The following is a 22,232-nucleotide window of genomic DNA, read 5'->3' on the forward strand; positions in this document are numbered from 1 at the left end:
GGTTGAGGGTGTGCGGTAGCCGCCGTGCGCGGGTCGCGGCCTGTCCGAGGGGTTGTGCGGGGTCGGGAGCGGTTGGTGGCGCTGTCGCCGGTGGCCGTCGGGCCGTCGCGGTGCGGGATCTTGTGGCGGTCAGGCCGCCGGGCGCGGCGGTGGGGAGTGGACGGCCTCGAACAGGGCGGTGAAGGCGTCGCGCCAGGGCCAGTGCTCGGGCAGATGCACCGTCAATTTGGTGCGCGCGGTGCGCGCGAGCCGGGCCGGGACGTGGACCAGGTGGGCGCGCAGGGTCGCTGTGGTGGCCTTGGCGTGGAAGACCGAGGTCAGCGCACCGGCGGCCCGCAGCAGGTTGTGCGACATTGCCCACAGGGTCAGCCACGCGGCGTTGGCCTGGAAGTTCCCGGACGGCAGGTGGGCCAGAGGCCCGGACTTCCCGTCCGCGATCACCTGCTCCACCACGGCGTGCTGCCGGTGGTGCAGTTCCGCCTGCAGCACCGCGAAGGAGCTGTCGGTGAAGACGGGGTGGTAACGCCAGGCGGTGAACAACTCGCCCTGACCCTGGGCCACTTCGGCGTTCAATCGGCGGACCCGGCGCACGATCAGCCGGGCGGTGACGTGCTCGGACTTCCTTCGGCCGGTGAAGGCGGTGTAGGGGATCTCGGCGACCTCGGCGTCGGAGACCATCTCGCCGGTGTCGGGGTCGACGAAGGCGTCCGGGTAGCGGATCGCCGTCCAGGACTCCTGCGGGATGCGGGAGATCGCGCCCGCGATGGAGGGGTTCATGCCGGTGGTCAGGGAGAATCGGGCGCCGGCCCGGCGGCAGGCGGCGACCACGTCGGCGGTGTAGAACTTGCTGTCCGCGCGGACCAGGCGGATCCCGGTGCCGCCGGTCTCCTTCGCTATGGCCAGGGCCTCGCTCACGAAGCTCTCGGCTCCGCGGACGTCGGCGGCCTTGCCGCGGCGCAGGCGGACCGCGCCGATCACGGGCCGGGCGATCGGGGTGGACAGGGTGGCCAGGATCGGGTGCAGGGTGCGCTGGCCCTTGAGGCGGCCGACCTGCGCGCCCTGCTTGGCGTGGCCGTACACGCGGCGGTGGGTGGGGTCGATGTCGATGAACATCAGTGTGTCGGCGCCGGGCAGCAGTGGGGTGCTGCGGGCCAGTCGGGCCAGGAAGTCGCGGTGAACGCGGTGGAGCTGGCGGTTGTGGCCGTGGGTGAAGGAGCGCAGGAAGGTGCCCAGGGTGGAGGGCGCGCGGACCGAGGTGAAGGCGCGGTCCATCGCGCCGTGCCGCAGCCGCGCCGCGTCGTCGATGCTGTCCGCGCCCGCGCACATCGCGCTGATCAGCGACATCACTTTGGCGGCCGGGTTGGCTCCGCCGCTGTTGTCGGCGCCCTCGATGCGGAGCGCGGACGCGGCCAGTTGCCGCAGGCCGGCCCGCTCGGCCAGCCGGACCAGCGACAGCAGCCCGGCATCGGCGATCAGGTTCGGCTCGTCGAAGACGGCGGAAACCGCTGTGGCGGCATGGCAGGATTGCATCTCGCGGATGTTCTCTCGTTCTGGCGACTTGGTTCTGTAGGAAGTCCCATCGTCCCAGGTCAGAGGGCATCCGCGTCGTTATGTCCAGGCCTCGGACAGGTCATTCATCGGTGGATTCGGGCTGAGTGGACCTGCACGTCGACATTCGCTGGCTGCTTGAGCGCCAGGCAGAGGTTCTACCCAAGCATCCTTCCATCAACGACTTCAGCGGCCTGGTCGCGGCCGTGGCCCGGCACCGGGTGAACACACCGCGCTTGGACTACCAGGCGGACGCCTCGTGGCGGGCAGCGGCTCTCCTGCACGAGATCGTCTCGGTTCGCCCTCTGCCTGCTCGCAACTCTCTGTACGGGGCACTGATCGCCGTGGCGTACATGGCGGCGAGCGGCGAGGCCATCGACGCCCCGTACGGTGCCCTCAGCCACCTGGCGGCCGAGGTCCGCGCTGGGGGCGCCGACGTCTACGCCTGCGCAGACCGGATCCGAAGCTGGCGGGTCTGAGCTCGGGCCGAAGCCGGCGCGGAGCCTGTCCGCACAAGTGGATGCGAACGGGGAGGGTCGCCGGGCATCCTTGAAGCCAAGGCCTTTCAGAGCAACGAAGCACCGGGTGAGCCCCCGGGTCAGGGAGTCTTGGGATGGTCACGGACGTACGTCGCGTACAGACCGCGGTATGCGACGACGCGCAGTCCGACTCTCCGATCGTGTTGCCCCTGGAGGTAATCGAGGCAGCAGCCTTCCGACGGAGTTACGCCCACTCGACGTTCTGGTGCGGCGTCCTGCTCGGAGGCTGCGGCGGACAGCTCTCGACCAAGCTGTACACGGACCGCGCATGCCACTTCGCTCACTTCCCGCACCTGGATGGGTCCCCTCGCGTCTGCAGACGGGCTCAGAACGATGTCTCTAGTGCTGACCACCTGTTCATCAAATCTGACCTCACCCGGTGGCTCGAACGGCAGGGCATCGCGGCTACCGGATCCTTCCCGGAACTCACCGGCGGGATAGGGTCGATGGTCGACCTCGACCTGCAGTCCGGGGCGCGGCTCACTATCCACATCGGCAGTAGCACCGGCGTTCCGGACTGGACCCAGGCCAACGGTCTGCAGGTGATCCTGGGCCCGGGCGTCGAGGTCAGCCGAGGAATCTGGGAGCGGTGCCGCTACATCAACCGAATCAGAATGGAGAGCGAAGGCACGCGCCGCCGACCTGTCCTGGGAACCCAGATCGAAGGAGTCGGCACCGACTGGTTCCAGCTCGAGGAGTGCCGGTTCGACGAACGAGGCCTGATCACGCCCGCCGTCACCAGGATCCTTGCGGAGGAGCCACCCGGCTCGGGTCAACTACGGCCGCGCGTCGGGGGGCACCCCAGGCCGACGAACCGTCCTCCGCAGCACCACCCTGCGCAGCCACGGCCGCAGGCCGACGAGGCACCGGACATGCCGATGGAAGCCGCCGCACTCCTCAGCCGGCTGCGCGCGGCGACCCGGTCAGGTGAAGCGAAGCCAATCCGGTTGCTCTACGCGGCCGCGGAGGTTCGGCAGCACAGTTCGCCGCCGCTGACGGCCGCCGCCAGGGACGCCTTCGCCGTCTCCCTCGCCCAGGCCCGCGAGGTTCTGACGCAGCAGCAACACGAGCGCGACGCCTTGTTCGAGAGCCTCGCGAACGCGATCCGGGCCGGCAACGCTCCGCAGGTGCGGGCGCTCCTGGTCCGGGCGCGCGACGTCACCCAGCACGGAGGTGCTTCCGGGGAGCTCGGCACGCTCAGGAAGGGCGAGTCCTACCTCCGCCAGGAACGCACAGGCCTGAGTGCGGGGCGCCGTACCCCGGCACGCAAGGTCCCCGTCGGGCCGACCCGAGAGCAGAAGAAGGCGGCCGCGCGGACCGAGCAGCTGCTCGTGGCCCTGCGCAAGCGCAAGCTCACTCCCGACGTCGACCCGCTTCGGCCCTGGATCGCTGAGCTGCAGCAGGTCGCGGCAGCGGCCGCCGACGTACTGTCCCGTCCGCAACGCGCTGAGGTCACGGGCTGGGCGGAGCGCGTCCTACCGGATGAGCGGCGCCTGCCCAGGCCAGGAGCTCCCGCGGCCGGCGCGGGTCAGAGCAGGCCGCGCCGCATGCGGATATCGGACTCGCTCGTGGAACCGCGGGTGAAGGCGCTGCGGGCCGAGTTGATGCAGGCCGCCCGCGGCAGCCGGACCGTGACGCTGTCCCAGTTGTTGAGCAAGGCTCAGAAGCCCGGCGAAGGATCGCTGCCCAGCCAGATGGTCGTGGAGCTCCTCGTTCGCGTGGACCAGGATGGAGCGCCGCGCAACGGCCTGCTGTCGGCACTGGTCACCGGGGAGGATCACGAGATGCATCCCTACTTCCGGCAGGTCGCTGAGCGTCTGGGGCAGCCGCTGCCCGAAGATCCGCTAGCCGCCGCGGGCGCTTGGGCGATGGCGGTCGCGCTCACCCATCACAAACGCCGCTGACTCCTCCGGCGCGGGGGCGCCCCCAGGGCCGTCCGTGCTGCGGAAGGCGACACCGATCATACATGGGGCCTGTCGAAGGCGTGCAGGATCGCCTCGATGATGGCACTGGTCCCGGTCCAGTCGCCTGTGGGCTCCGCCGCCGGCTCCCGGGCCAGAGCGGTCCCGGCCTTGCGAGCGAAGCGTTCCTGGATGACCCGCTTCTGGTACGAAGAGAACCTCCCCGTACCGTCCTCGGCCAGTGGCAGCGGAAGCAGCAGGTCGTCGGGTCCGGTGAGGACGTCGCGACCCAGGTACATCTCCAGAGATCCAGCCGTGCCGTTGAGGTCGGCAGGCACCGGGACACTCGTACCGAACGGGAGCGTGGGGTAGTCGGCGAGCAGCGGCAGCGAAGGGTAGTGGAGGATCCGGCAGTGGTCAGGCAGTGCCCTACGCTTGAGCTTGCCCATGGAACGGTGGGCGGCGACGTCGTTGTCGGCCAGGGCGATGAAGCGGTTGGTGACGCCAGCGGCGATGAAGGCGACGGCGTTCCGGGCAAGGGCGCCAGCGCCGCCCTCGGGGCGCGTGGCGGGCGCGTCGAAGTCGAGGAAGTTCACGAACCCGGCCAGGTGGGGGTGGGTGACCTGGATGGCCTGGGAGAGCAGGCGGGCGTCGGAGACACCTTCGGTGAGCACCAGGAGCGGGCTGATCTCCCGTCCCAAGGCCAGTTGCCCGGCACGGGCGTTGGTCGCGCGCGGCTCGTCCTCGTCGAACGGGAAGCAGCAGCCCCCGGTCAGTTGGCTCAGGTCCAGCGCCACCGGTGCGACGGCGGGGACGCAGTCCAGCAGCAGCCGCAGCATGCTGCGCTCACTCATCCGCATCATGACGCTGAGCGGGTCGTTCTCAGGTGGGAAGGTGTGGATGTCGGTGGGGCTGGCGAGGCGGCGTGCGGCCTCCTGCAGGACGTCGGCGGCAGTGGGTACCGGTGCGGTCCAATTGGGCAGCGGTCCGGGGTCCTCGCTGTGCCAGCGGCGGAGTTCTTCGTCCAGGTCGTCGCGGGCCCGGGCTGAAGTCATGCCCTGAGCCTGGAGGCGACCGAGCAGGGTGTATGCCGTGGAGCGGTAGCCCAGCGACATCGTGTCGGTGTCCCAGCTGTCCCACCCCGTGGCGGATGCGTGTTCGTGGACTCGCTCATCCTCGGTGAACATCGCCAGGAGTTCCTCGCCTCCGGCGATTACGGAGCCGCCGGCGATGTGTAGCCACGGATAGTGTCCCATCGCTTGAGCGTGTCACGGCGGCGGCAGGGTCCGCACGCGGATTCCGGGGCCCGCTGGCACCGTGGACGCAATGAGCACCAGCACTCTGCAGGTCGTCAAGCCGGAACTCAACGTAGATGGCTGCCGGCGTATGAAGCTGCCGCCCCGGGCGATCCGGCTGGATCCGTTCAACGGAGCCGGGCTCGGACGCCGGCGGTCGGGCGGCGGCAGAGCGAGCCCTGGCCTCGACGGTGCGCAGCGGCCTGCCGATGCGGTAGCGCTCGAAAGGTGAGCCGGGCCACTGCCGCCGTGGTGCTCACCGCGGCCCGGGCTCTGAGTCCAGTTTGCGGTGCGCCGGTGCGAAAGCCGCAAAGGCTATCCGGTCGCTGCCTGGGGTCGGTCAGCTCAGCGGTCGAGGCTTGGCATGAACAGGCGGGGCGTGCCGTCCGTCCAGTCAACGTTGACGATCGCGTTGCGGGCGTGCAATTCCCATGACAGTTCAGGGTCAGGGGTGTGGTGTACGTCGGGGAACGCGGTGAGGTCGATGATGCGGGCGACCAGCGGGCGGCCTTCCTTGTCGCACTGCAGGATCTGTGTGACCGGTCGGCCTGCGAGCTCGGCGTGGCCGGTGGCGGCGACCTTCGCACCCCATTCGTCAGTGACCCATAAGCACAGGCAGGCCCGGTCGGGCAGGGACGGGTCGAAGAGAACGTCTGCCTCGGTGTCGGGGTCGTCGGTGATGCGGAAGGAAACGGTGAAGCGGACTGCCGGCAGCAGGTCGTCGGTAGGGCCGGGAACCGGGTTGGGGAAGACGGACCATCTACGCACGACTGCCTTGGCCGCCTCCTCGATGTCGTCGCAGTCCTTCACGCGGTCGGGGTGGATGATGTCGCGGAGCGAGGCCAAGGCGAGCGCGTCCAGGCCGGTACAGATGCGTCGGCGGGCATCGGCGAGTTGTCCATCGGTCGCGCCGGAGGGACGGTCCTCACCGCGAGGGGCGTAGAAGCGGACCTGGTCCAGGAGGACCGCGGAGTCGAGCAGCGCGGCGAAGCCTCCCACCGGTGGTGGTCCGATCTCGGCCAGGCATAGGACGATGGCCTGCGAGTCTGCGTCCAGGAGCGCGAGGAGCGCCTGCATGGCGGCCCGGTGGCGGCGGGCAATGGGTTCCGGGCCGGTGCCGGCTTGTGCCAGGCCACCCAGGTACGCGCTGGCGGTGGGGGACAGGGCTGCAGCGTGCTCGGCGAGGAACGCCTCGAAAGCGGGTGCGCCCACTGCGGCCCGGTTGGCGGGCTCGGTATCAGCGGGCCAGGGTGCGTCGAGGTCGGCGAGGATCAGCGCAGGCGCGCTCAGCGGTTCCCCGCTGCGGCTGTGCGGCAGTGATGGCATCGGTTCGGCCATTGCTATCGGCTGGCGGCCAAGGTCGGCCTCGTAGCGGTCGGCGACGGCACCAAGGACATCCCCCAGGCCGATCGTCCATACCGGAACTGCTGGGGGCTGCTCGGCCGAGGCTGGGTCGGCTGGGACCAGGAGTCGCCCGTTGCGGCGCGTCCCACCCGGAATCCGGCGCAGCGTATCGAGGCACTGGTGTGTGCCTGCCAGCGGGCATAGCCCGGGCTGCAGGCGCGGCCCGACCCCAGCGGCTGGCCAGCGGTGCGCCCGGGAGGGCCCCAGGAGACCGCCCAGGAGAACGGGCCCTCTACAGCCAGTGGCAGGCCCAACGATCCGTGCGGTGATGGGGACTGCTCGGTGATCGCCGCGCTCAGAGGTGCCACGGCACCCGGGAGCAGCAGGGTGGTGCTCCAGTGGCCCGGCGCGCAGTTCTGCCAGTCCAGTGTTGGGGCGACGGGTTCGCTGGCAAGGTGGGCGAACACTGCGGCCAGGGCTGTCAGCCGCCAGGTCAGAGCGATGGCCAGAGCGGGGCGGATGGACGGCCCCCAGGCGGCGGGGGGTTCGGCGGTCAGGGCGCCGAGCTCGTGCTCGGCTGCGCTGTGCAGGAACTCGGCGCGGTCGGCGTTGTCCCGGCTGTGCTCGTCCAGCGGCCGGGCCGGGTCGATCAGGGCGTCCCGGTCGGGTGCGTGGTTGTAGACGCTCTCGGCGAGTGCTTCGAGCAGCCAGGCCCTTGGGGCCAGGGCCAGGGCGTTGGCGCGCAGCGATGTGTCGTCCAGCGCCGAGACGGCAGTTCGCGTAGCGCGCAGCACTCGCTGGGTCCGGTGGGTGGGCGGGTCCGGCTCAGTAAGGGGACCGGTCCGTCCGTACCATCGCCAGATCCTGGCCAGCTCCAACCAATCAGCCAGGAGATCCTCGTGAGCGACGCAGGCCACGACGATGTCGAGGAGATCCAGCCCCGCGCCATCGGAGGGCAGGGGCTGGTCGATGAATTCCAGGATTCCGGCGGCGAGCTGACTCGGCTCGCGATCAAGGACGCTCAGAACGCGGTTCACGCGCTCGAATGCAGTGGGCGCCACAGCAGTCTCCCAGCACAGGAAGTGACACACGATCGGGCTCAGTCCGATCATCCCGCACTGGCTGGCCGGGGCGGGCTCGATCGTCACAAGTGGGATCCTGGGCGGGGGAACAGAAGGACACCGGCCCCACCGGCTCCGCTCCGCCAGGCTGCTCGGCCGAGGCGGCGTTCTCCGCAGCACCGTCGGGAGTTGTCCACACCATCGCGGTGACCCCAGGTGCGCAACGGTGGGGCTGAAGCGCATCCAGTCAGGGGCCTTCACCTGGGGTCTGTGTAGTGTCATTGTTCAGCCATGCCGTTTCAGCCCTTCGCTCACGACTGGGATCGCGCCCAGGCCGCCGACGTAGAGCAGTGGGGATGGCTCGCCGTTGAAATCGAGGAGATCCGGCAGTGCGCCCGGGCCGGCGACCAGTCGCACGACCGGCTGGCCCTGCTCCTTGTCGATCACTTGGTCGAGGTGATCGTGGGACGTGAGGTCAACGCCCGACTTGCCATGCAGCTGGCTGACAGCGTGGTCGAGGAACTACGGGAGGTCCGAGGCACCCTTCCAGAACCGGATGCTCGGCTGGACAAGTTGCTTGCCGGGCACATCGGGCCGGACAAGCGGATGGAACTCGACAAGCACCTGCACAGCAAGACCAAATACCTCGTCAAGCAGGGGGTTCTGACGCCCGAGGAGTGCGCGGTCCTCGCTCGGATGCACGAGTACCGCAACGAGGTCTACCACAACGACGTCCTGCCGGAACGTGTCAAGTCAAATGAGACGTTCGTACGGTTATGCGCTCTGTTGTGCTGATTCGGGTTCTCTGCGTTTGGCGGGGTCGTTGATCCACGCCTGATCGGGGATCTTGGGCGGGCGGGGGCGGCGGGCGAAGCGTTCGGGGTGGCGGGCGTATGCCTCGTTGAGCGTGACGGCGCGCTGGTCCTGGACTTGGCCGGCGGTGCCGAAGTGCACGGACGCAGGCGTGTGCAGCCCGATGCCCGAATGGCGATGCTCATGGTTGTAATAGGCAATGAATGAGTCGAACCACTCGCGTGCGTGGTTCAGGGAGTCGAACCGCGCCGGGTAGTCGGCCATGTACTTCGTGGTTTTGAACTGGCTTTCGCTGTACGGGTTGTCATTCGAGACCTTGGGGCGCGAGTGCGAGCGCGTCACGCCCAGATCGATGAGCAACTGCGAGACTTTCTTGCTGGTCATCGAGGTGCCGCGGTCCGCGTGCAGGTGCTCGGGGGCGATGCCGTTGCGTTCGACGGTCTCGCTGATCAACTCCTCGGCGCGCTCGGCCGATTCGGCCATCTCCACGGTGTAGCCGACGACGTAGCGGCTGAAGATGTCGATGATGACGTAGGCGTGGTACCAGATGCCCTTGTCTGGTCCGGCCAGTTTGGTGATGTCCCAACTGAAGACCTGCGAGGGGGCGGTGGCCACGAGTTCGGGGATGGACTTGGCGGCGTGGGTGGCCTGGCGGCGGCGCTCGCCGGTCTGGCCCTGGGCCTCCAGGATCCGGTACATCGTGCGCACTGAGCAGTAGTAGCGGCCCTCGTCCAGTTCGCGCGCCCAGATCTGGGCAGGTGCCAGTTCGGCATAGGCCGGGCTGTTCATCAGTGCCAGGATCCGCGCGCGCTCCGCCGGAGCCAGAGCTGAGGGCGGCGAGGGGCGCGGAGCGCGCTCGCGCGGCGGGGGCGGGTTGAGCCGACGGTAGTGCGTGGCCCGTGAGCGACCGGTCAGCCGGCAGGCCGCAGTGGTGTTCAACTCCCGCTCCAGCGACTGGAAGAGCTCGTCGGCGACCTGCTCGGCCTCGGCTTTCAGCCCGCACTCTTGGAGAGCAGTTCCAAGAGTGCGGAAGCTTTTCCCAGCAGCTCCAGGGCGGCGTCCTTCTGCGCCAGCTCCCGTTCCACGACGGCCAGCCTCTTGCGCAGCCGCTCGGCCTCGGCTGCTTCGGCGGGCCTCTTGGGGCGTGCGGGCGAGGTCCGCCGGTCGGCGAGCGTGGCCATCGCTCCGGCGTCTCGCGCGGCCCGCCACTCGATGATGTGCGAGTGGTACAACCGCTCGCGGCGCAGGACCGCGCCCTTCTCCCCGCTGGGGGCGGCATCGTACTCAGCGACGATCCGCAGCTTGTATTCCGCCGTGAACGTGCGCCGCTTCGGCCGCGGGGCCGGGTCGGGCTCGGGGGCTGTGCGTGAGGTGGTGGTATTGGAAGCCATGCCGGGAATCTCCTGTCTCGCCCATCCAGACTAACCCGGACGAACCGGACGTCTCAGTCGAGACTGTCAGAGAGGGTGCCGGTCGACTTGATCGGAGACCTGGTACTTGGCTACATAGTGCTGGCTGGGCAGCTGCTCGACCGGCACCGGCCGATCATGTACCCCCTCGCAACGTCTGCTCCGGGGGTTGTCGTGCCCCCTCGTGAACTGCCCACCCTGCTCACGGCCGGCCTTCAGATGGACCTGCGAGCCGTGGCTGCGCGATTCAGCGATCATGCCGTCAAGCGGGTGAACAGTATCGTGAGGACCGTCGAGACGGCACGCCAGTTGTTGTCTGCTCTCACGAAGGATGCGCGGGAGCGGAACGATCCACTGCCAGACGATGAATTCGGCAACCTCCTGAACGGCTTGAGCCAGACGGCCGAGAGGAAGTTGAGCTCGTGGAACAAACGAGCGGTAGGCCTGAGAACGGGGATCACGACACTCGTCAATCTGATGGTCCGCTACATCGGCCTGGACAAGGACCTCTGCGAGGTTGAGTCGTCGGCAAGGCGTTTTGAGATCGTCCTGGACCGGTGGGAGCAGAATCGCATGGACGAACTCAGGGGTAAGTAGCGCACTGCACGTGACGAGCTCCTGTCCATCGCTGCTCGCGATGCCGCGGCCAGACTGAGCTCGAACGACTGACGACTGCCCTGAGCAGTGAGATGAGGCGCAGGTGGGAAATGATCCTGCGGCGGTCGGTCGTGCCCGGGATACTGCTGGGATGTCGCAGATGGATCTCGAAGGAGCACGGTCGGCGCTACGCGCCCACGCGCCCACCGCCCTGCTCGGGCTCCGTGAGGGGCAGTGGCTGGACGCGAAGGCCGCCCCTACGAGCCGCGGAACCCCGGCTCGGTAGAAGAGCTCGCCAAGGACGTCGCGGCGTTCGCCAACGCAGGAGGCGGTCTGCTCGTCCTCGGTATCGCCACCCGGCTCGAGCACGGCGAGGAAGTGCTCGATCGGATCGCTCCCGTCGACTGGGACTCCGTCGACCTGGACCAACTGCGCAAGTTGATCCGCGAACGCATCACCCCAGCGCCGCGTGGCGTGACCGTCGCCCGGTCCGACGACGGACAGGGGTCATGCATCGCCTACGTCGACATCCCCCAGCAGGCGTCGGGAACCGCCTTCGTCGTCGCGGCCGCAACCGGTAAGCCGGGCCAGGTCAGCCGGGACACCGTCGCACTCCCGGTCCGCGAGGCCGACGGCACCCACTGGCTGCCGCGCACCGAACTGCAGCGACTGCTCTCCGCCGGAATCGCCGCCTCCGGCATGCCCGCCCCGCAGGTCCTGGCTGACCTCATCCACCAGGCCCTCGCCCAAGCCCAGTTGGACGCCTCCGCCCCACAGCTGCGCGTGGGCCAGGGACTGCCCTCACATGAGCGCGAGATGAGCGAAGCCCACGCGCAGCTGCGCGGCGCCGGTCTCGGCCAGCCGACGAGCGAGGCCTACGCACACGGTGCCGCCGTCATGCAGCACTTCGCCGACACGGTTGACGCGCAACCTGGATGGGTCCTGTGCCTGGTCGGCGGCAAGGCCCCGGTCGCAGTGGCTGAACCGGTGTGGAAGTCCCTGCTCGACGCGGGACGGCTAGGCCCGGGAGGGGATCCGCTCGCCGTGGTCGGCTATCCCCTCGTTGAAGGGGCCGCTGCCACGGCACTGGGGCCGGAAACCGAGCGCGTCACGGTTGACGGCGGCAGCTGGGGCTCCGGGCTGCTGGTGCGCTCGGGACGAGTCGGGTGGCACTGGGAGCCGGAGGTCGCCCTGGACTTCAAGCAGACCCGTGCGGCCCGGAACTGGACCAGCGACCGGAATCCACCGACACTGCGGCTGCGGGTCCTGGTCACACTGCCCTGGGACCAGTCGAGAGGCCTGCAGATCACCCCGGCGCGCCGCCGTGACCTGGCGCAGGCGCTGCCCTTCAGCGCATTGGCCGGCGCGGTGACCACGCTGTCGCGACGCCGGGGCGCTGGACTTCCCGCCGCAAACTGGGGGCCCGGCCCCTACCGCAACGCGCTGGAAGCGGCGAGCTACTCAGCCACCCTCACCGCCCCCGATGGGCGGCCTGCCCTGACCGCGGCGGTGATGGCCGCCCTTCCCAGTACCCAGTACGCACCGCTGGTGACCTGCGCCGAGGTGACGCTCCGGGACACAGCCGCCTGGTCGGCGGCTCTTCCTGCCGATGCCGCGACCCAGCTGACGCTGGAGGAGGTGCAAGCTGTACTGCTGGCGGCCTGGGAAACCGCAGCCGACCTCCTACCGGCCGTTGCGGGCGACGCTGCCGCGATGCGGTGGGCGGGAGTGCCCACCGTCGAGTTGCGCCTGACCTCCGAAGGTCCCCACGACCAGTCCCCATCCGACCTGCGCACGCTGATCGACCTCAGCGAGTTCGGGGCGACCGGCCACGACCTGTTGACCGATATGTCCGTGACGATCACGGTCTCCCCCATGCTGGAGCGCACCGCCCGTCAGCGTTTGCTCCACAGCGCGCTCGCACACACGGCCCAGGGCTACGGATATATCCCGACCGACGAGGACCTCCAGTGAAGCGGACAGATCCCCGTGCCCGTCCGCTCTCGACTCTCGTCAACAAATCCAGACGGTCGGGTGCTGCGAGTACCGACGGGTCGGCCGGGACCGGTTTTGGTCAGTTGACCCGGTCCTATACGTGCGCCGGACCCGTCGCTCCGGCCGTCCGCCGGGTGCACCACCGCACTTATGGGTCTGCCAGCAGGACCATTCGAAGTCCTGCGCTCGGCCCGGCCAGCGCATAGGGGACGAGCCGGTCACCTTCCGAAGACCTGCTCTGCCTCGTCGAGTTCCTCGCGTGCCCGCTGAGCCGCTGCCGCGATGGTGGCGGCCTAGTCGGCAACGATCGCAAGCTCGGCGGTGGCAGCGGCACGGAGACCTTGGAGGTCCAGGGGGTCCGAGCCCGTGTCAGCTCCCGGCAGTTGGCGGCTGAACCGCCGCAGGATGTTGCTGACCGGTTCCGTCAGGGGCCCTTCGGAGGGTGCCGTGCGCTCGGCGGCTTCGACCAGGCGCAGGGCCGCGGTCAGAAAGTGGATGCGGGTGCTGTCCGGGCCGAGCAGCCTCAGCTCCAGAGGCCAGGAGCTGATCGCGATCAGCCCGCGGGCCGGAACGGGAGACGTGGAGATCAGTGCCGGGCACAGTGGTCGTTCCCCGTACTGGGTCGGCCGCCCGCCGACCTGGCCGTCCCCGAGCCGTTCGGCACGCGCCGGAGCCTAGAGTCCGATTTCCCTGGGCGAGGCCCAGATCAACAGGTCCTGCGATTGGCAACGTGCAACACCGCGAACTGTCCTACCTCGCTGCCCCGCAGATCACAGACTCGGGTTATGGATCTCACCAATCGGCAACCGCACCTGGCCCCCGGGCTCATCCGAACCGTCATCACCAGCTACGGCGAGGGGCACAACGACGCCCCTGGCGGCGACGCGCTGCGCGTGGACACCCGGCCCTTGCTCAATCCGCCCGAGGACCCGGCGGTCCGTCGGCGAATGCTCCACTCCAACGGCCTCGATTCCCAGGTCCGGGACTACGTCCTCAACTCCCCCGGCGCCGAACGACTCATCAGTCGAAACCTGCGCCGCATCCTTGCGCTTCTGGAAGCGTCGAACGACGGCCGCCGCATCGACATCCATGTGGCATGCGGTGGAGGAAGGCACAGGTCAGTCGTTGTATCGGAAGAGCTCGCCGCTCGGATCCGCCGGGCCGGACACGGCGTCGAGGCCGAGCACCGGCACATCGACCGGCCTCTTCTTCCACAGCGGCCGGACCTCACCGATCACGAGCACGTTGCGCTCCAACTCCTGGCGCGTGGCCACACCCACACCCAGACCGCTTCCCTCCTGAAGATCCGGCCGCAGACCGCGGGCCAGCTGCTCAACAGAGCCAGGATCTTGCTCCACGCCCGGACGCTCCCCCACGCCGTCGCCATCGGCTACGCGACCGGGCTTCTGGGACACGACCGCGCAATTCCTGAGCCACCGCTCGGACGCTGACGAACGGGACCTCCAGTCCACCTCGGCCTACCGCTCGCTGAGGACGTCAGGTGACCCGCCGCGTGGCCGGCGCTCCGGCCGAGCGCCACGCGCACGGGCGCGGGTCCAGCAGTGCGTCCAAGTCGAGCAGCACGGTGAAGTGGGCGCCCAGCAGTTCCGCGCGGGTCAGTCCGCTCTCCCTCGTCAGGGTCGACACCGGCACGCCGATCAGGATGGCGCCGAGCCTCCACGCCTTCGCGGCGACGAACGCCGTCTGCCCCGAGCAGCGGACGACGGTGACCGTGGTGCGCTCGTGCTGTCCCTGCATCGCCCCCCTTTGCAACCAACTGCACGGATGTGTGGCGCCATGATGGTGCATCACGTCAGCTTCTGACCAGCAGTTTTCAACTAGTCGTACTAGCCGGGGGCGACTCTCCTCGGCTGGTGGGGCGCAGCTCGGATCGCTTCCGGCCGATGAGGGCGCAGGACTGGGCATGTTGTCCCGGTCGGCGGACGAAGTGCGTTGTAGCCCGACTACCCGAGGATGGCCAGTACCCACGCGGGGCTTGCGCCGTCGTCGGCCGAGCTGAGTCGCACCAGGGCGCCGGTCGGAGAGACGGCACCGCGAGCCAGGGTGTTCACGAAGTCGTCGGCGGTGCGGTGACGCGGAGGTGGCCTTGGTGGCTGCGGTCGCCGACGAGGACGTCGGTGTCGAAGATCAGGGGGTCGCGGTGCCCGGTGGCCTTCGTCAGCAGCTTGAAGGTTTCGTGCGGGTAGGGCGTGCGGCCGACGGTGATGCCGACGATGTGGTCGCCTCGCACCAGGTCGTCGCCGACGCGTACCCAGACGTCCCGCTTGGCCACCGCTGCACCGCTTCCGCTCCTGGACTGTTTCGCTGCCGGTACTGCGCGCCAAGACCCTTTTCAGCCGGCTCTGCCGGGCTCCGCAGCCCTGTGACCTGCGCCGCAGTGACCTGGGCGGAGTCGACAGTGACCGGGGAGGCGTGCCTAAGATCGCAGCTCTGCTGATCGCGAAGGGGCCGGACATGCTGTGGTTCAAAGGACGCAGGGGTCGTGTGTCGCGCCCGGAATCTGCTTCGCCAGCCGCTGCAGCGGCACTGCGGCGGGAGCCTGAGCTGATCTACTCCAACGAGGCCGACGAGGTGATCACCAAGGCCGAGTGGGAGATCCTGGTTCCCGCGGGCAAGGCCCGGATCATCGAATCGACGGTCAACGGCGGGTTCGCCGTGGTCACCATGTGGGACGGCGTGCGCACGGTCGAGGGCAACGGGGACCCGTACTGGATCGAGCAGGTGAGATTCCGTGCCTGCGCCCGGTCGTGGAAGCCGAAGCGGCTGCTCACCCGGGCCCAGGCGAAGGAGGCCCACGACGAGGCTGTGCTGACGCTGGACGGCGTGGTAACGGCCATCGCTTCCTCCACCTCTGGCGACCATGGCCTCGACCTGTCGAACTAGCTAGGCGCGGCCGGCGACCGCACCCCCGTGGCCGTGGGCGGCTCGGCTCCCCGCTCATCCAGGCCGACACGCGCGCAGGTAGTTGAAAGACTTCACCCAGACTGGCAGTCATGACTTATGTCTACTCAGCCCGTCAGCCCACGAAGTGCCCCTACACGCCTGATGGCCGGAGAGTTCTTCGGGGAGCGTGAGATCAATGCGAAGGCTGGATTCACGACAGTCGACACGTTTTGGGAGTGGGCGTCAGGGGCTGCCGATCTTCCCTACTACGGGCTGCCTGGATGGAGAAGTCAATATATGGCTTATCGCGGTCAGCCTAATGCCGAATACGGGCTGTCGTCTAGCCTCTTCCGCCTCTGCCGCACACATGTGGAGCGAGTGACGGAGGAACTGATGGAAAGAACTGAGGCCCGAATCATCGGCGCCATGCGCCAAGAAGGACTCGGGCGGCTGATGATGGACGGTGAACTTCTTGCCGTCCTACAGCATCACGGTATCCCGACTCGGCTCATTGACGTCTCCGTGCGCCCTAAAGAGGCCCTGTTCTTTGCGGTCGACCGGGATGATGACTTTGATGGTCGACTCTTTGCCATCCAACTTCATCCGAAGAACGGAAAGCTTGACAAGATCAATCTGGATGGAAGTTCCGATTTGCCCTGGAAGGGCTCTGCACTCGGTACTCGTTACTCGAAGTCGGCGTGGACCAATCGCGTCGCCATTGCCGAGCCGATGGATCTCGACCCCCGCATGCGTGCGCAGCGGGGGAGGTTTCTCGTGGGCGGCCTGGCAGCCAGTAACGAGAGGCAGAGAATGCAATATCAGCATAGAAGGCTGACTGCCGTCGAGCTGTCTATGGTTACCAGGGTCATCGAAGTTGATGGGTCATCAGCTTGCCGCGTGCCCTTCGGGTGGTTGCGCAGTGTGATCGCAGGCGTTGGCTCTGGCGGTTGCGAAAGCCGTAGGCCTTGCGGGCTTCGAGTTTGATCACGCGGTTGTTCCCTTCGGATGCGGCGTTCGTTATGCCGGTTTTGATGTAGTTCTCGATGCCGTCCCACCACTGATCGACCGTCTCGGCAAGAGTGACGAGCTCGACCAGGTAAGGGTGGTCGGCGCAGAAGGCCTGGAAGCGGTAGCGGGCGGCGGAGACCGCGGAGCGGTCGGGAAGGACGTGGGCGTGCTTGGCGGTGAGCCGCAGCAGATCGCGCAGGAGCTCCTTGGCTCGCCAGCCGTCGAGGATCTGTTTGCCGTAGGTGCCCATGCCGGTCAACTCGCCGGTGAGTGTGGCGAGTTCTTCGGCGGTGAGGTCTTCCTTGTTGCGGCGCAGGAGCTTGCGGACGCTCCAGACGGGGTCGCCCTTGCGGGCGCGGCGGCCGTGGTGCCTCCAGGTGAGGCGGCGGCGCAGGTCGGCGAGGTGGCGCTGGGCGAGCTGGACGACGTGGAAGCAGTCCACGACGATCCGTGCGTGGGGCAGGGCCGTGCGCACGGCGGCGCGGAAGGTGGCGCACAGGTCGATGGCCACGTACTTGACCTGCTGTTTCCAGGTCCCGGGCTGGATGGTGAGCCAGGCGGCGACGGAGGCGGCATTGCGGCCCTCGACCTGCCCGAGCAGGCCCTGGCCGCCGACCGCGTCGACGAAGCCGATGTGCCAGGCGTCCGCGACCAGCTCCCACCTGCCCGTCTCGGGGTTCTCCCGCCACACCGGCTTGCCCCGGCGAGTCTCGTCGATGCCGACGGCCTCGGTTGCGGGCGTCTGATCAGGCAGGACGAGCTCGGCGTACTGTTCGAAGGCGGCTTGGGTGGTGGGCCAGGAGATGCCCAGGTCGCGGCCGGCCTGGAGGACCGTTCGGCCGCCGTCGGCCACCACGCGTCCGGCCTCGCGTCGCAGCACGTCGGTCAGCCGGGCCCCGGCCGGAACTTGGCGGACCTGTTCGGTGAACGAGGAGCGCGGGCACAGTCGCTCACGGCAGTGCCATCGGGACTTGTGCCAGCGAAGATCCACCGCCCGCCCACCGTAGGACAGTTGGCGCGGGCTGGTGACGCGGCCACCCTTGCGCGTACCGGAGAGTACCCCGCACCCCGGGCATGCCCGCGCGGATCCGTCCACGGTTGCCACGTGCACGACCAGAACCGCACCGGCCTCCTCCACCCTGATCACCCCCAGACCCTCCAGGCCCAGCAGCAGCGTCGCGTCCGAATCGGTACAGGTATCGTTGATGTTCAGCCCGCAGGTGTTCCGTGGTTGGTTCTCTAGACAAGAACCATGATCACGAAGCCCTGCGGGCTCCCTGCGTCCGGGGTACCAGCACCCTCACATCATCACCCAGCGTCACGAACAGATGGCCTCACGCCGCTGACGACCCATCAAGTTCGAAGACCCGGTTACCACCCTGACGATCAGATTCCCTCAGAGTCGGACTCAGGGGCCGGGATGGCCAGCAACAGCATGGACGATTCGAATTCCGGCATGCTGGAAGAGAACCCTTCGCGAGCGCCTAGCAGCAGAGAAGGATGGGCTGACAATTGATACGATGTATCCGCCCGTTAGCGAGGTCCGGCGTCTGGCTATGCGTGAGGCAGAACGCGAGATCAGGACCATTGTTGTCCGATAGTCAATAGGGCGGATTCAAGCGGGAGAGACTATGATTTCAATGCCGCCCGCAGCCCTGAGCCCGGGCCGGGCACACACTTCCGTTCCACCCAGTCCACCCCACTCAGACCAGGCCCCAACGTCGCTTGGGAAGCTCATGATCGGCTAAGGTCTGGATCTTGTGCCACGTGATCACATAGCTGGTGAGAGCTACCCGGAGCGGCTGCGGATGGGGCTGCTGTCGCGCACCTTTACGCCCGAGTTGGTCGACTTCGTCGTCGATGAGGCCGGGGCGCGGGAGGAGCGGACCAAGTCCCTGCCCTCGTCGCTGATGGTCAACTTCGTTCTGACGATGTGGCTGTTCACCGGCTACGGCTACGGGCTGGTGCTGCGCGAGCTGGTGGAGAACTGGCCGCGCCGTGCGGGCGAGACCTGGCGGCCGGCGACCACGGGAGCCCTGACCGAGGCGCGGGCGCGGGTGGGGCCCGGTCCGCTGCGGCTGCTGTTCGACCGGGTCGCCGGCGCCAGGGGGACGCCCGCCACACCGGGGGCGTTCTGGCGCGGACTGCGCCTGGCCTCCATGGACGGAACCCTGGTCGACGTCCCCGACAGCGAGAAGAACACCGCCGCGTACACGCGCTCCTCGAACGCCGCCGGCCCGGGGCCGTATCCGCAGGTACGACTGCTGGCCCTGGTGGAGTGCGGCACCAAGGCGATGATCGGGGCCGTCTTCGACTCCTTCGCGGTCGGCGAGCGGACCCTGGCGCTGCGGCTGCTGCCCCTGCTGGGGCCAGAGATGCTGCTGCTGGCAGACCGGGGCTTCCCCGCCTACGGCCTGTGCACCGACACCGCGGCCACCGGGGCCCAACTCCTGTGGCGCGTCTCGCAGTCGTTCGCCCTGCCGCTGGTCCAGGTGCTGCCCGACGGCACCTACCTGAGCGAACTGCGCGGGCGACGCAAGGGCGAGCGGATGCCGGTGCGGGTCATCGAGTACACCGTGACCACGACCACCTGGGGCCCCGACGGGACCACGGAGGAGACCTCGGAGCTGTTTTGCCTGATCACAACCCTGCTCGACCCCGTCACCGCGCCCGCACAGGAGCTGGCCGAGCTCTACACGTCCCGCTGGACCAGCGAGACGATCTTCAAGCACATCAAGATCGAACAGCGCGGCGGGCGCACCGCCACCCTGCGCTCGAACAGCCCCGCCATGGTCGAGCAGGAACTGTGGGCGATGCTCTGCGTCTACCAGGCAGTCCACGAGCTGGCCCTCGACTCCGCCGAGCAGGCCCACGTTCCCGCCGCGGAGATCAGCTTCAAGAACACCCTCGCCGCCGTCCGACGCACCGTCGGGACGGCTTTTCCCCCTCGCCAGCTGGCCGCCAAGGCCCGTGACGTCCGCGCCGACCTCATCCGCCAGGCCGTCACACCCCGACCCGGACGCGCCGCACCCCGTGCCGCCAAGCGCAGCGGCACCGGATACCGCACCCTGAAACCCGACGAGCCCGCCACCACCCGCGTCACACACACCGTCAAGCTGCAGCTCTTCCCCCAGGCACACCGACCCGGCAACCCGGCAACCGTCGTCACCCTCTGCACCCACAACAACCTTGACGAACAATCACGAACACTCGAACACTTCACCGCCGCGGCCTAGCCAAGCGACGTTGGACCAGGCCCCATGGCCCTTCAACACATGGACGGTATAGGGAAATGTGCGGCCGATTCGTCTCCACTCGCAGCCCTCAGGACCTGGCGGCCACCTACCAAGCGGCCCTGCCCGACCAGGACCAATACCTGGCACCGTCCTGGAACATCGCCCCCACCGACCACGTCTGGGGTGTGCTGGAGCGGGCGGTGAAGGACGGCTCCGAAGTCGAACGCCAGCTGCGCCCGCTTCGCTGGGGCCTGGTGCCGTCCTGGGCGAAGGATCTGTCCATCGGCTCTCGGATGATCAACGCGCGGATAGAGACGGTGCACGAGAAGCCTTCGTTCCGCCACGCATTCTCCAAGCGAAGGTGCCTGCTGCCTGCCGACGGGTTCTTCGAGTGGGACCCGGTCCCGGCAGAGGAGGGGTGCAAGGCGCACAAGCAGCCGTACTTCATCAGCCCCGATGACCCGGCCGGCGGGATGAGCATGGCCGGCCTGTTCGAGTTCTGGCGCGACCCGTCCCGAAAGGACGACCCGGACGCGTGGGTCACGACCTGCGCAATCATCACAACCGAGGCAACTGACGCCGCAGGCCGAGTCCACCCCCGGATGCCGCTGACCGTGGCCCCCGAGCACTGGGAGGACTGGTTGAACCCCGAGCACCAGGACGTCGTCGATCTGCGAGCCCTCCTCGAGCAGCCCGCCGCCGGGAACCTGACCGCCCGCCCGGTATCCACAGCGGTCAACTCGGTGCGCAACGACAGTCCCGAACTACTGGCGGAAGTCGACCTGTAGCCGCAGCCCTCGGGACACAGTGGCCCGGCCACCGTCGCGGCAATCAAACACCGGTACCGTGCCGCCATGACTCCCCTTGAACTGCGCGACCTGCTCTGCACGCACCTCCCCAGTTCCCCGGGCGTCGCCCGCACGGAGGTCTGGGAGGAGCGGCCCTACGGACTGGGCGTGCAGCTCGACGGACGCCCAGGATGGGTGTGCTGGATGGTCACCGGCGCGTCCGGCGTCGCGCCGGCCGCCGATGCCAAGGAGCAGCTTCAACCGGTGGCGGTTCCGGACCTGACCGCCGCGAAGGTCCCGCTCGGTGCGATGGAGCAGGCGCTGCTGGCCGTGGCTGTGACCGCCCCCGGGGTCGTACGGTGGGACCGCTACAGCACCAGGCCCGCGCCGCCGGCCGTGGTGTTCGGGGCCACGATCGACTTTACCGGCGGCGTCAGGATGTTCTTGTCTGCTGTGGGGACCAAGGGCAGTCTGGCCCCGGGGGAGCGGCTGCGCCCGGTCAACGCGGCGAGCGAGTGGTGAGGGGCGCGATGGCTGAGGAGCCGCCGGACGCGGTGCAGGTCCTGCCCGGGATGCGACCCCTCCAGCTCGCCAGCGCTGCGGGCGCCGAGCTGCGCCGACACCTGAGGGCCGTCTGATGTCGAGCGGAGAGGGTGCTCCGATCGCCATCGATACCAGTTCTCTGTCCGAGCGGGGGTGGGAGGCGCTGGCCGAGCTACGGCGCCTGGAGAATCGGGGCTTGATCGCCGCCCGGCAGCCCGGTGGCATTCACCTCGCGACGATCAAGGCGCTGATGAAGCTCGGCCTGGCCGACATCGAAGATCATCCTGAACGGGACCGCAAGGGACGCAAATGGGTGGCCAGGCTGACTGAGGCCGGACGACGGCTCATCGACTCCCCGGAGTGAGAAGGTCCTCTCTCCCGTGCCAGCTCCCTGGCTGCCATAACGGACCGGTCCTGCACCTGGCGACAGGCCCACGCCCCCTCGGGCGGCCGTCGAGACGGTGGCGCGCAACCGGGCCGAGGGCACCTCGCGCACCCGTGCCCGGGTCGGGGCTCCTCATCGCACAGGAGTTCCGGGCGGCGCTGGACGCCCTGGCCTGACGCCCCGAGGCGTTCGCTAGCCGCCGATGTAGGTGATGCGCAGAATATAGATGCGCTCCTGGCGTCGGATCACGGTGTAGTGGAAGAAGCCGTTCGGGATGAGCTGCTGCTTCATCTTCTCGTCGGGGCCGGTGTGGGTGGTGCCGTCCAGGTACAGGGCCGCGGCGGCCCGGACCAGCTCGTCGGCCTTGGTCTCCACTTCGGCGATCACCACCGGAGATACTCCGTCGGTGACGTGGTGCTCGTTGGGCAGGTACTCCCACGCCCAACTCACCCCTCGACCGCCGCCTTCGCCTGGTCCATGACGACCGCCATCTCCGACATGGCGGCCTGCCACCGGGGATCGCTGTTGTCCAGGGTCTGGGCCGCGTGCTCGGCCTCACGCATCCGGGTCCGCAGATCCGTCCGGCGTTCCATCTCCACGACCGATGCCCACCAGGTGATCCAGGCGTGGATATGCCCGATCTTCCCGGTCTGCGCGGCCAGGGCGAACGCCTCGTCCTTGGATGCGGCCATTTCGGCCAGACGGGCGGGGTCGAGCTCGGCCAACGCGGACCGCAGCGCCTCGGGGGTCTTCGCCGGCCGGGGCATCGACTCCCCGGCCGGGTGGAAGGGCTGCGTGCTCAAAGGGGCCTCCGGGACGGGCAGCCTTCACCCGCATGGTTCGCTCTCAGCTACTTCGTGATTGCG

24 protein-coding genes are annotated in these 22,232 nt (G+C 68.6%); 13 read left to right on the top strand and 11 right to left on the bottom strand.

Going from position 1 to position 22,232, the window contains the following annotated elements:
• Positions 1-129: 129 nt before the first annotated feature.
• Positions 130-1,530 carry an IS1380 family transposase gene (locus tag ACXKR8_RS01835; protein ID WP_458266600.1) on the bottom strand — a complete coding sequence of 467 codons (1,401 nt, stop codon included), beginning with the start codon at positions 1,528-1,530 and terminating at the stop codon, positions 130-132.
• A gap of 125 nt (positions 1,531-1,655) precedes the next feature.
• On the opposite strand from ACXKR8_RS01835, the gene ACXKR8_RS01840 reads away from it, so the two are divergent.
• Together ACXKR8_RS01840 and ACXKR8_RS01845 are read left to right on the top strand one after the other, a co-directional pair.
• Positions 1,656-2,027 (top strand): toxin Doc, encoded by a 372-nt coding sequence (locus ACXKR8_RS01840; RefSeq protein ID WP_458271138.1) that lies wholly within the window; start codon positions 1,656-1,658, stop codon positions 2,025-2,027.
• A gap of 134 nt (positions 2,028-2,161) precedes the next feature.
• Positions 2,162-3,991, top strand: coding sequence for a hypothetical protein (locus ACXKR8_RS01845; protein WP_458271139.1), 1,830 nt, complete (start codon positions 2,162-2,164; stop codon positions 3,989-3,991).
• A gap of 56 nt (positions 3,992-4,047) precedes the next feature.
• On the opposite strand, the gene ACXKR8_RS01850 is transcribed toward ACXKR8_RS01845, so the two are convergent.
• A complete protein-coding gene (locus ACXKR8_RS01850; protein ID WP_458271140.1) occupies positions 4,048-5,244 on the bottom strand; it encodes a hypothetical protein in 1,197 nt (398 codons plus the stop codon).
• A gap of 70 nt (positions 5,245-5,314) precedes the next feature.
• Between ACXKR8_RS01850 and ACXKR8_RS01855 the strand changes: the two genes are divergently transcribed.
• Positions 5,315-5,515 (top strand): hypothetical protein, encoded by a 201-nt coding sequence (locus tag ACXKR8_RS01855; protein ID WP_458271141.1) that lies wholly within the window; start codon positions 5,315-5,317, stop codon positions 5,513-5,515.
• A gap of 113 nt (positions 5,516-5,628) precedes the next feature.
• Here ACXKR8_RS01855 and ACXKR8_RS01860 read toward each other — a convergent pair whose 3' ends face one another.
• Together ACXKR8_RS01860 and ACXKR8_RS01865 are read right to left on the bottom strand one after the other, a co-directional pair.
• Positions 5,629-6,495, bottom strand: coding sequence for a hypothetical protein (locus ACXKR8_RS01860; protein WP_462100240.1), 867 nt, complete (start codon positions 6,493-6,495; stop codon positions 5,629-5,631).
• 128 nt (positions 6,496-6,623) lie between these two features.
• A complete protein-coding gene (locus ACXKR8_RS01865; RefSeq protein ID WP_462100241.1) occupies positions 6,624-7,664 on the bottom strand; it encodes a hypothetical protein in 1,041 nt (346 codons plus the stop codon).
• Between the two features lie 315 nt (positions 7,665-7,979).
• Here ACXKR8_RS01865 and ACXKR8_RS01870 point away from each other — a divergent pair, with 315 nt between their 5' ends.
• Positions 7,980-8,483, top strand: a complete 504-nt coding sequence (locus ACXKR8_RS01870; RefSeq protein WP_458271143.1) for a hypothetical protein — start codon at positions 7,980-7,982, stop codon at positions 8,481-8,483.
• Here the strand turns inward: ACXKR8_RS01870 and ACXKR8_RS01875 are convergent.
• Both ACXKR8_RS01875 and ACXKR8_RS01880 read right to left on the bottom strand, forming a co-directional pair.
• Complete coding sequence (locus tag ACXKR8_RS01875; protein WP_458274906.1) at positions 8,463-9,497, bottom strand: IS3 family transposase; 1,035 nt, start codon at positions 9,495-9,497, stop codon at positions 8,463-8,465. The genes ACXKR8_RS01870 and ACXKR8_RS01875 overlap by 21 nt on opposite strands.
• On the bottom strand, positions 9,494-9,892 hold the full coding sequence (locus ACXKR8_RS01880) for a transposase (RefSeq protein WP_458266979.1): 399 nt from the start codon (positions 9,890-9,892) through the stop codon (positions 9,494-9,496). The genes ACXKR8_RS01875 and ACXKR8_RS01880 overlap by 4 nt, the downstream gene beginning before the upstream one ends.
• Before the next feature lie 87 nt (positions 9,893-9,979).
• Between ACXKR8_RS01880 and ACXKR8_RS01885 the strand changes: the two genes are divergently transcribed.
• The 3 genes from ACXKR8_RS01885 to ACXKR8_RS01895 all read left to right on the top strand — a co-directional run bounded on the left by ACXKR8_RS01885 (position 9,980) and on the right by ACXKR8_RS01895 (position 13,953).
• Positions 9,980-10,507: a hypothetical protein gene (locus ACXKR8_RS01885; RefSeq protein WP_458271144.1), complete on the top strand. Its 528-nt coding sequence runs from the start codon at positions 9,980-9,982 to the stop codon at positions 10,505-10,507.
• Between the two features lie 234 nt (positions 10,508-10,741).
• Positions 10,742-12,481, top strand: coding sequence for an AlbA family DNA-binding domain-containing protein (locus ACXKR8_RS01890; protein ID WP_462100242.1), 1,740 nt, complete (start codon positions 10,742-10,744; stop codon positions 12,479-12,481).
• 806 nt (positions 12,482-13,287) lie between these two features.
• Entirely contained in the window at positions 13,288-13,953 is a 666-nt protein-coding gene (locus ACXKR8_RS01895; protein WP_458271146.1) for a RapZ C-terminal domain-containing protein, read from the top strand.
• 46 nt (positions 13,954-13,999) lie between these two features.
• Here ACXKR8_RS01895 and ACXKR8_RS01900 read toward each other — a convergent pair whose 3' ends face one another.
• Together ACXKR8_RS01900 and ACXKR8_RS01905 are read right to left on the bottom strand one after the other, a co-directional pair.
• A complete protein-coding gene (locus tag ACXKR8_RS01900; protein ID WP_458271147.1) occupies positions 14,000-14,260 on the bottom strand; it encodes a hypothetical protein in 261 nt (86 codons plus the stop codon).
• 310 nt (positions 14,261-14,570) lie between these two features.
• Positions 14,571-14,795: a hypothetical protein gene (locus ACXKR8_RS01905; protein ID WP_458271148.1), complete on the bottom strand. Its 225-nt coding sequence runs from the start codon at positions 14,793-14,795 to the stop codon at positions 14,571-14,573.
• 140 nt (positions 14,796-14,935) lie between these two features.
• Between ACXKR8_RS01905 and ACXKR8_RS01910 the strand changes: the two genes are divergently transcribed.
• Together ACXKR8_RS01910 and ACXKR8_RS01915 are read left to right on the top strand one after the other, a co-directional pair.
• Positions 14,936-15,406 (top strand): hypothetical protein, encoded by a 471-nt coding sequence (locus ACXKR8_RS01910; protein ID WP_458271149.1) that lies wholly within the window; start codon positions 14,936-14,938, stop codon positions 15,404-15,406.
• Positions 15,407-15,703: 297 nt separating this feature from the next.
• On the top strand, positions 15,704-16,390 hold the full coding sequence (locus ACXKR8_RS01915) for an FRG domain-containing protein (RefSeq protein ID WP_458275279.1): 687 nt from the start codon (positions 15,704-15,706) through the stop codon (positions 16,388-16,390).
• On the opposite strand, the gene ACXKR8_RS01920 is transcribed toward ACXKR8_RS01915, so the two are convergent.
• On the bottom strand, positions 16,272-17,561 hold the full coding sequence (locus tag ACXKR8_RS01920) for an ISL3 family transposase (protein WP_458271150.1): 1,290 nt from the start codon (positions 17,559-17,561) through the stop codon (positions 16,272-16,274). The genes ACXKR8_RS01915 and ACXKR8_RS01920 overlap by 119 nt on opposite strands.
• 613 nt (positions 17,562-18,174) lie before the next feature.
• Here ACXKR8_RS01920 and ACXKR8_RS01925 point away from each other — a divergent pair.
• The 4 genes from ACXKR8_RS01925 (at position 18,175) to ACXKR8_RS01940 (ending at position 21,345) form a co-directional block, all read left to right on the top strand.
• Positions 18,175-19,650 (top strand): IS4 family transposase, encoded by a 1,476-nt coding sequence (locus ACXKR8_RS01925; RefSeq protein WP_462100243.1) that lies wholly within the window; start codon positions 18,175-18,177, stop codon positions 19,648-19,650.
• A 56-nt stretch (positions 19,651-19,706) separates the two neighbouring features.
• Positions 19,707-20,438, top strand: coding sequence for an SOS response-associated peptidase (locus ACXKR8_RS01930; RefSeq protein ID WP_458271151.1), 732 nt, complete (start codon positions 19,707-19,709; stop codon positions 20,436-20,438).
• A 66-nt stretch (positions 20,439-20,504) separates the two neighbouring features.
• A complete protein-coding gene (locus ACXKR8_RS01935; RefSeq protein ID WP_458271152.1) occupies positions 20,505-20,960 on the top strand; it encodes a hypothetical protein in 456 nt (151 codons plus the stop codon).
• 115 nt (positions 20,961-21,075) lie between these two features.
• On the top strand, positions 21,076-21,345 hold the full coding sequence (locus ACXKR8_RS01940) for a hypothetical protein (protein WP_458271153.1): 270 nt from the start codon (positions 21,076-21,078) through the stop codon (positions 21,343-21,345).
• 213 nt (positions 21,346-21,558) lie between these two features.
• On the opposite strand, the gene ACXKR8_RS01945 is transcribed toward ACXKR8_RS01940, so the two are convergent.
• Entirely contained in the window at positions 21,559-21,816 is a 258-nt protein-coding gene (locus tag ACXKR8_RS01945) for a hypothetical protein (RefSeq protein WP_458271154.1), read from the bottom strand.
• Entirely contained in the window at positions 21,813-22,169 is a 357-nt protein-coding gene (locus ACXKR8_RS01950; RefSeq protein WP_458271155.1) for a hypothetical protein, read from the bottom strand. The genes ACXKR8_RS01945 and ACXKR8_RS01950 overlap by 4 nt, the downstream gene beginning before the upstream one ends.
• Positions 22,170-22,232 lie beyond the last annotated feature (63 nt).

Source organism: Streptacidiphilus sp. PAMC 29251, from assembly GCF_054208735.2.

What these genes read in the sequence shown, in the direction of transcription:
- ACXKR8_RS01835 (WP_458266600.1), bottom strand. Translation starts at nt 1,530, where the DNA reads ATGCAATCCTGCCATGCCGCCACAGCGGTTTCCGCCGTCTTCGACGAG.
- ACXKR8_RS01845 (WP_458271139.1), top strand. Translation starts at nt 2,162, where the DNA reads ATGGTCACGGACGTACGTCGCGTACAGACCGCGGTATGCGACGACGCG.
- ACXKR8_RS01850 (WP_458271140.1), bottom strand. Translation starts at nt 5,244, where the DNA reads ATGGGACACTATCCGTGGCTACACATCGCCGGCGGCTCCGTAATCGCC.
- ACXKR8_RS01855 (WP_458271141.1), top strand. Translation starts at nt 5,315, where the DNA reads ATGAGCACCAGCACTCTGCAGGTCGTCAAGCCGGAACTCAACGTAGAT.
- ACXKR8_RS01870 (WP_458271143.1), top strand. Translation starts at nt 7,980, where the DNA reads ATGCCGTTTCAGCCCTTCGCTCACGACTGGGATCGCGCCCAGGCCGCC.
- ACXKR8_RS01880 (WP_458266979.1), bottom strand. Translation starts at nt 9,892, where the DNA reads ATGGCTTCCAATACCACCACCTCACGCACAGCCCCCGAGCCCGACCCG.
- ACXKR8_RS01895 (WP_458271146.1), top strand. Translation starts at nt 13,288, where the DNA reads ATGGATCTCACCAATCGGCAACCGCACCTGGCCCCCGGGCTCATCCGA.
- ACXKR8_RS01900 (WP_458271147.1), bottom strand. Translation starts at nt 14,260, where the DNA reads ATGCAGGGACAGCACGAGCGCACCACGGTCACCGTCGTCCGCTGCTCG.
- ACXKR8_RS01915 (WP_458275279.1), top strand. Translation starts at nt 15,704, where the DNA reads ATGGCTTATCGCGGTCAGCCTAATGCCGAATACGGGCTGTCGTCTAGC.
- ACXKR8_RS01930 (WP_458271151.1), top strand. Translation starts at nt 19,707, where the DNA reads ATGTGCGGCCGATTCGTCTCCACTCGCAGCCCTCAGGACCTGGCGGCC.
- ACXKR8_RS01935 (WP_458271152.1), top strand. Translation starts at nt 20,505, where the DNA reads ATGACTCCCCTTGAACTGCGCGACCTGCTCTGCACGCACCTCCCCAGT.
- ACXKR8_RS01940 (WP_458271153.1), top strand. Translation starts at nt 21,076, where the DNA reads ATGTCGAGCGGAGAGGGTGCTCCGATCGCCATCGATACCAGTTCTCTG.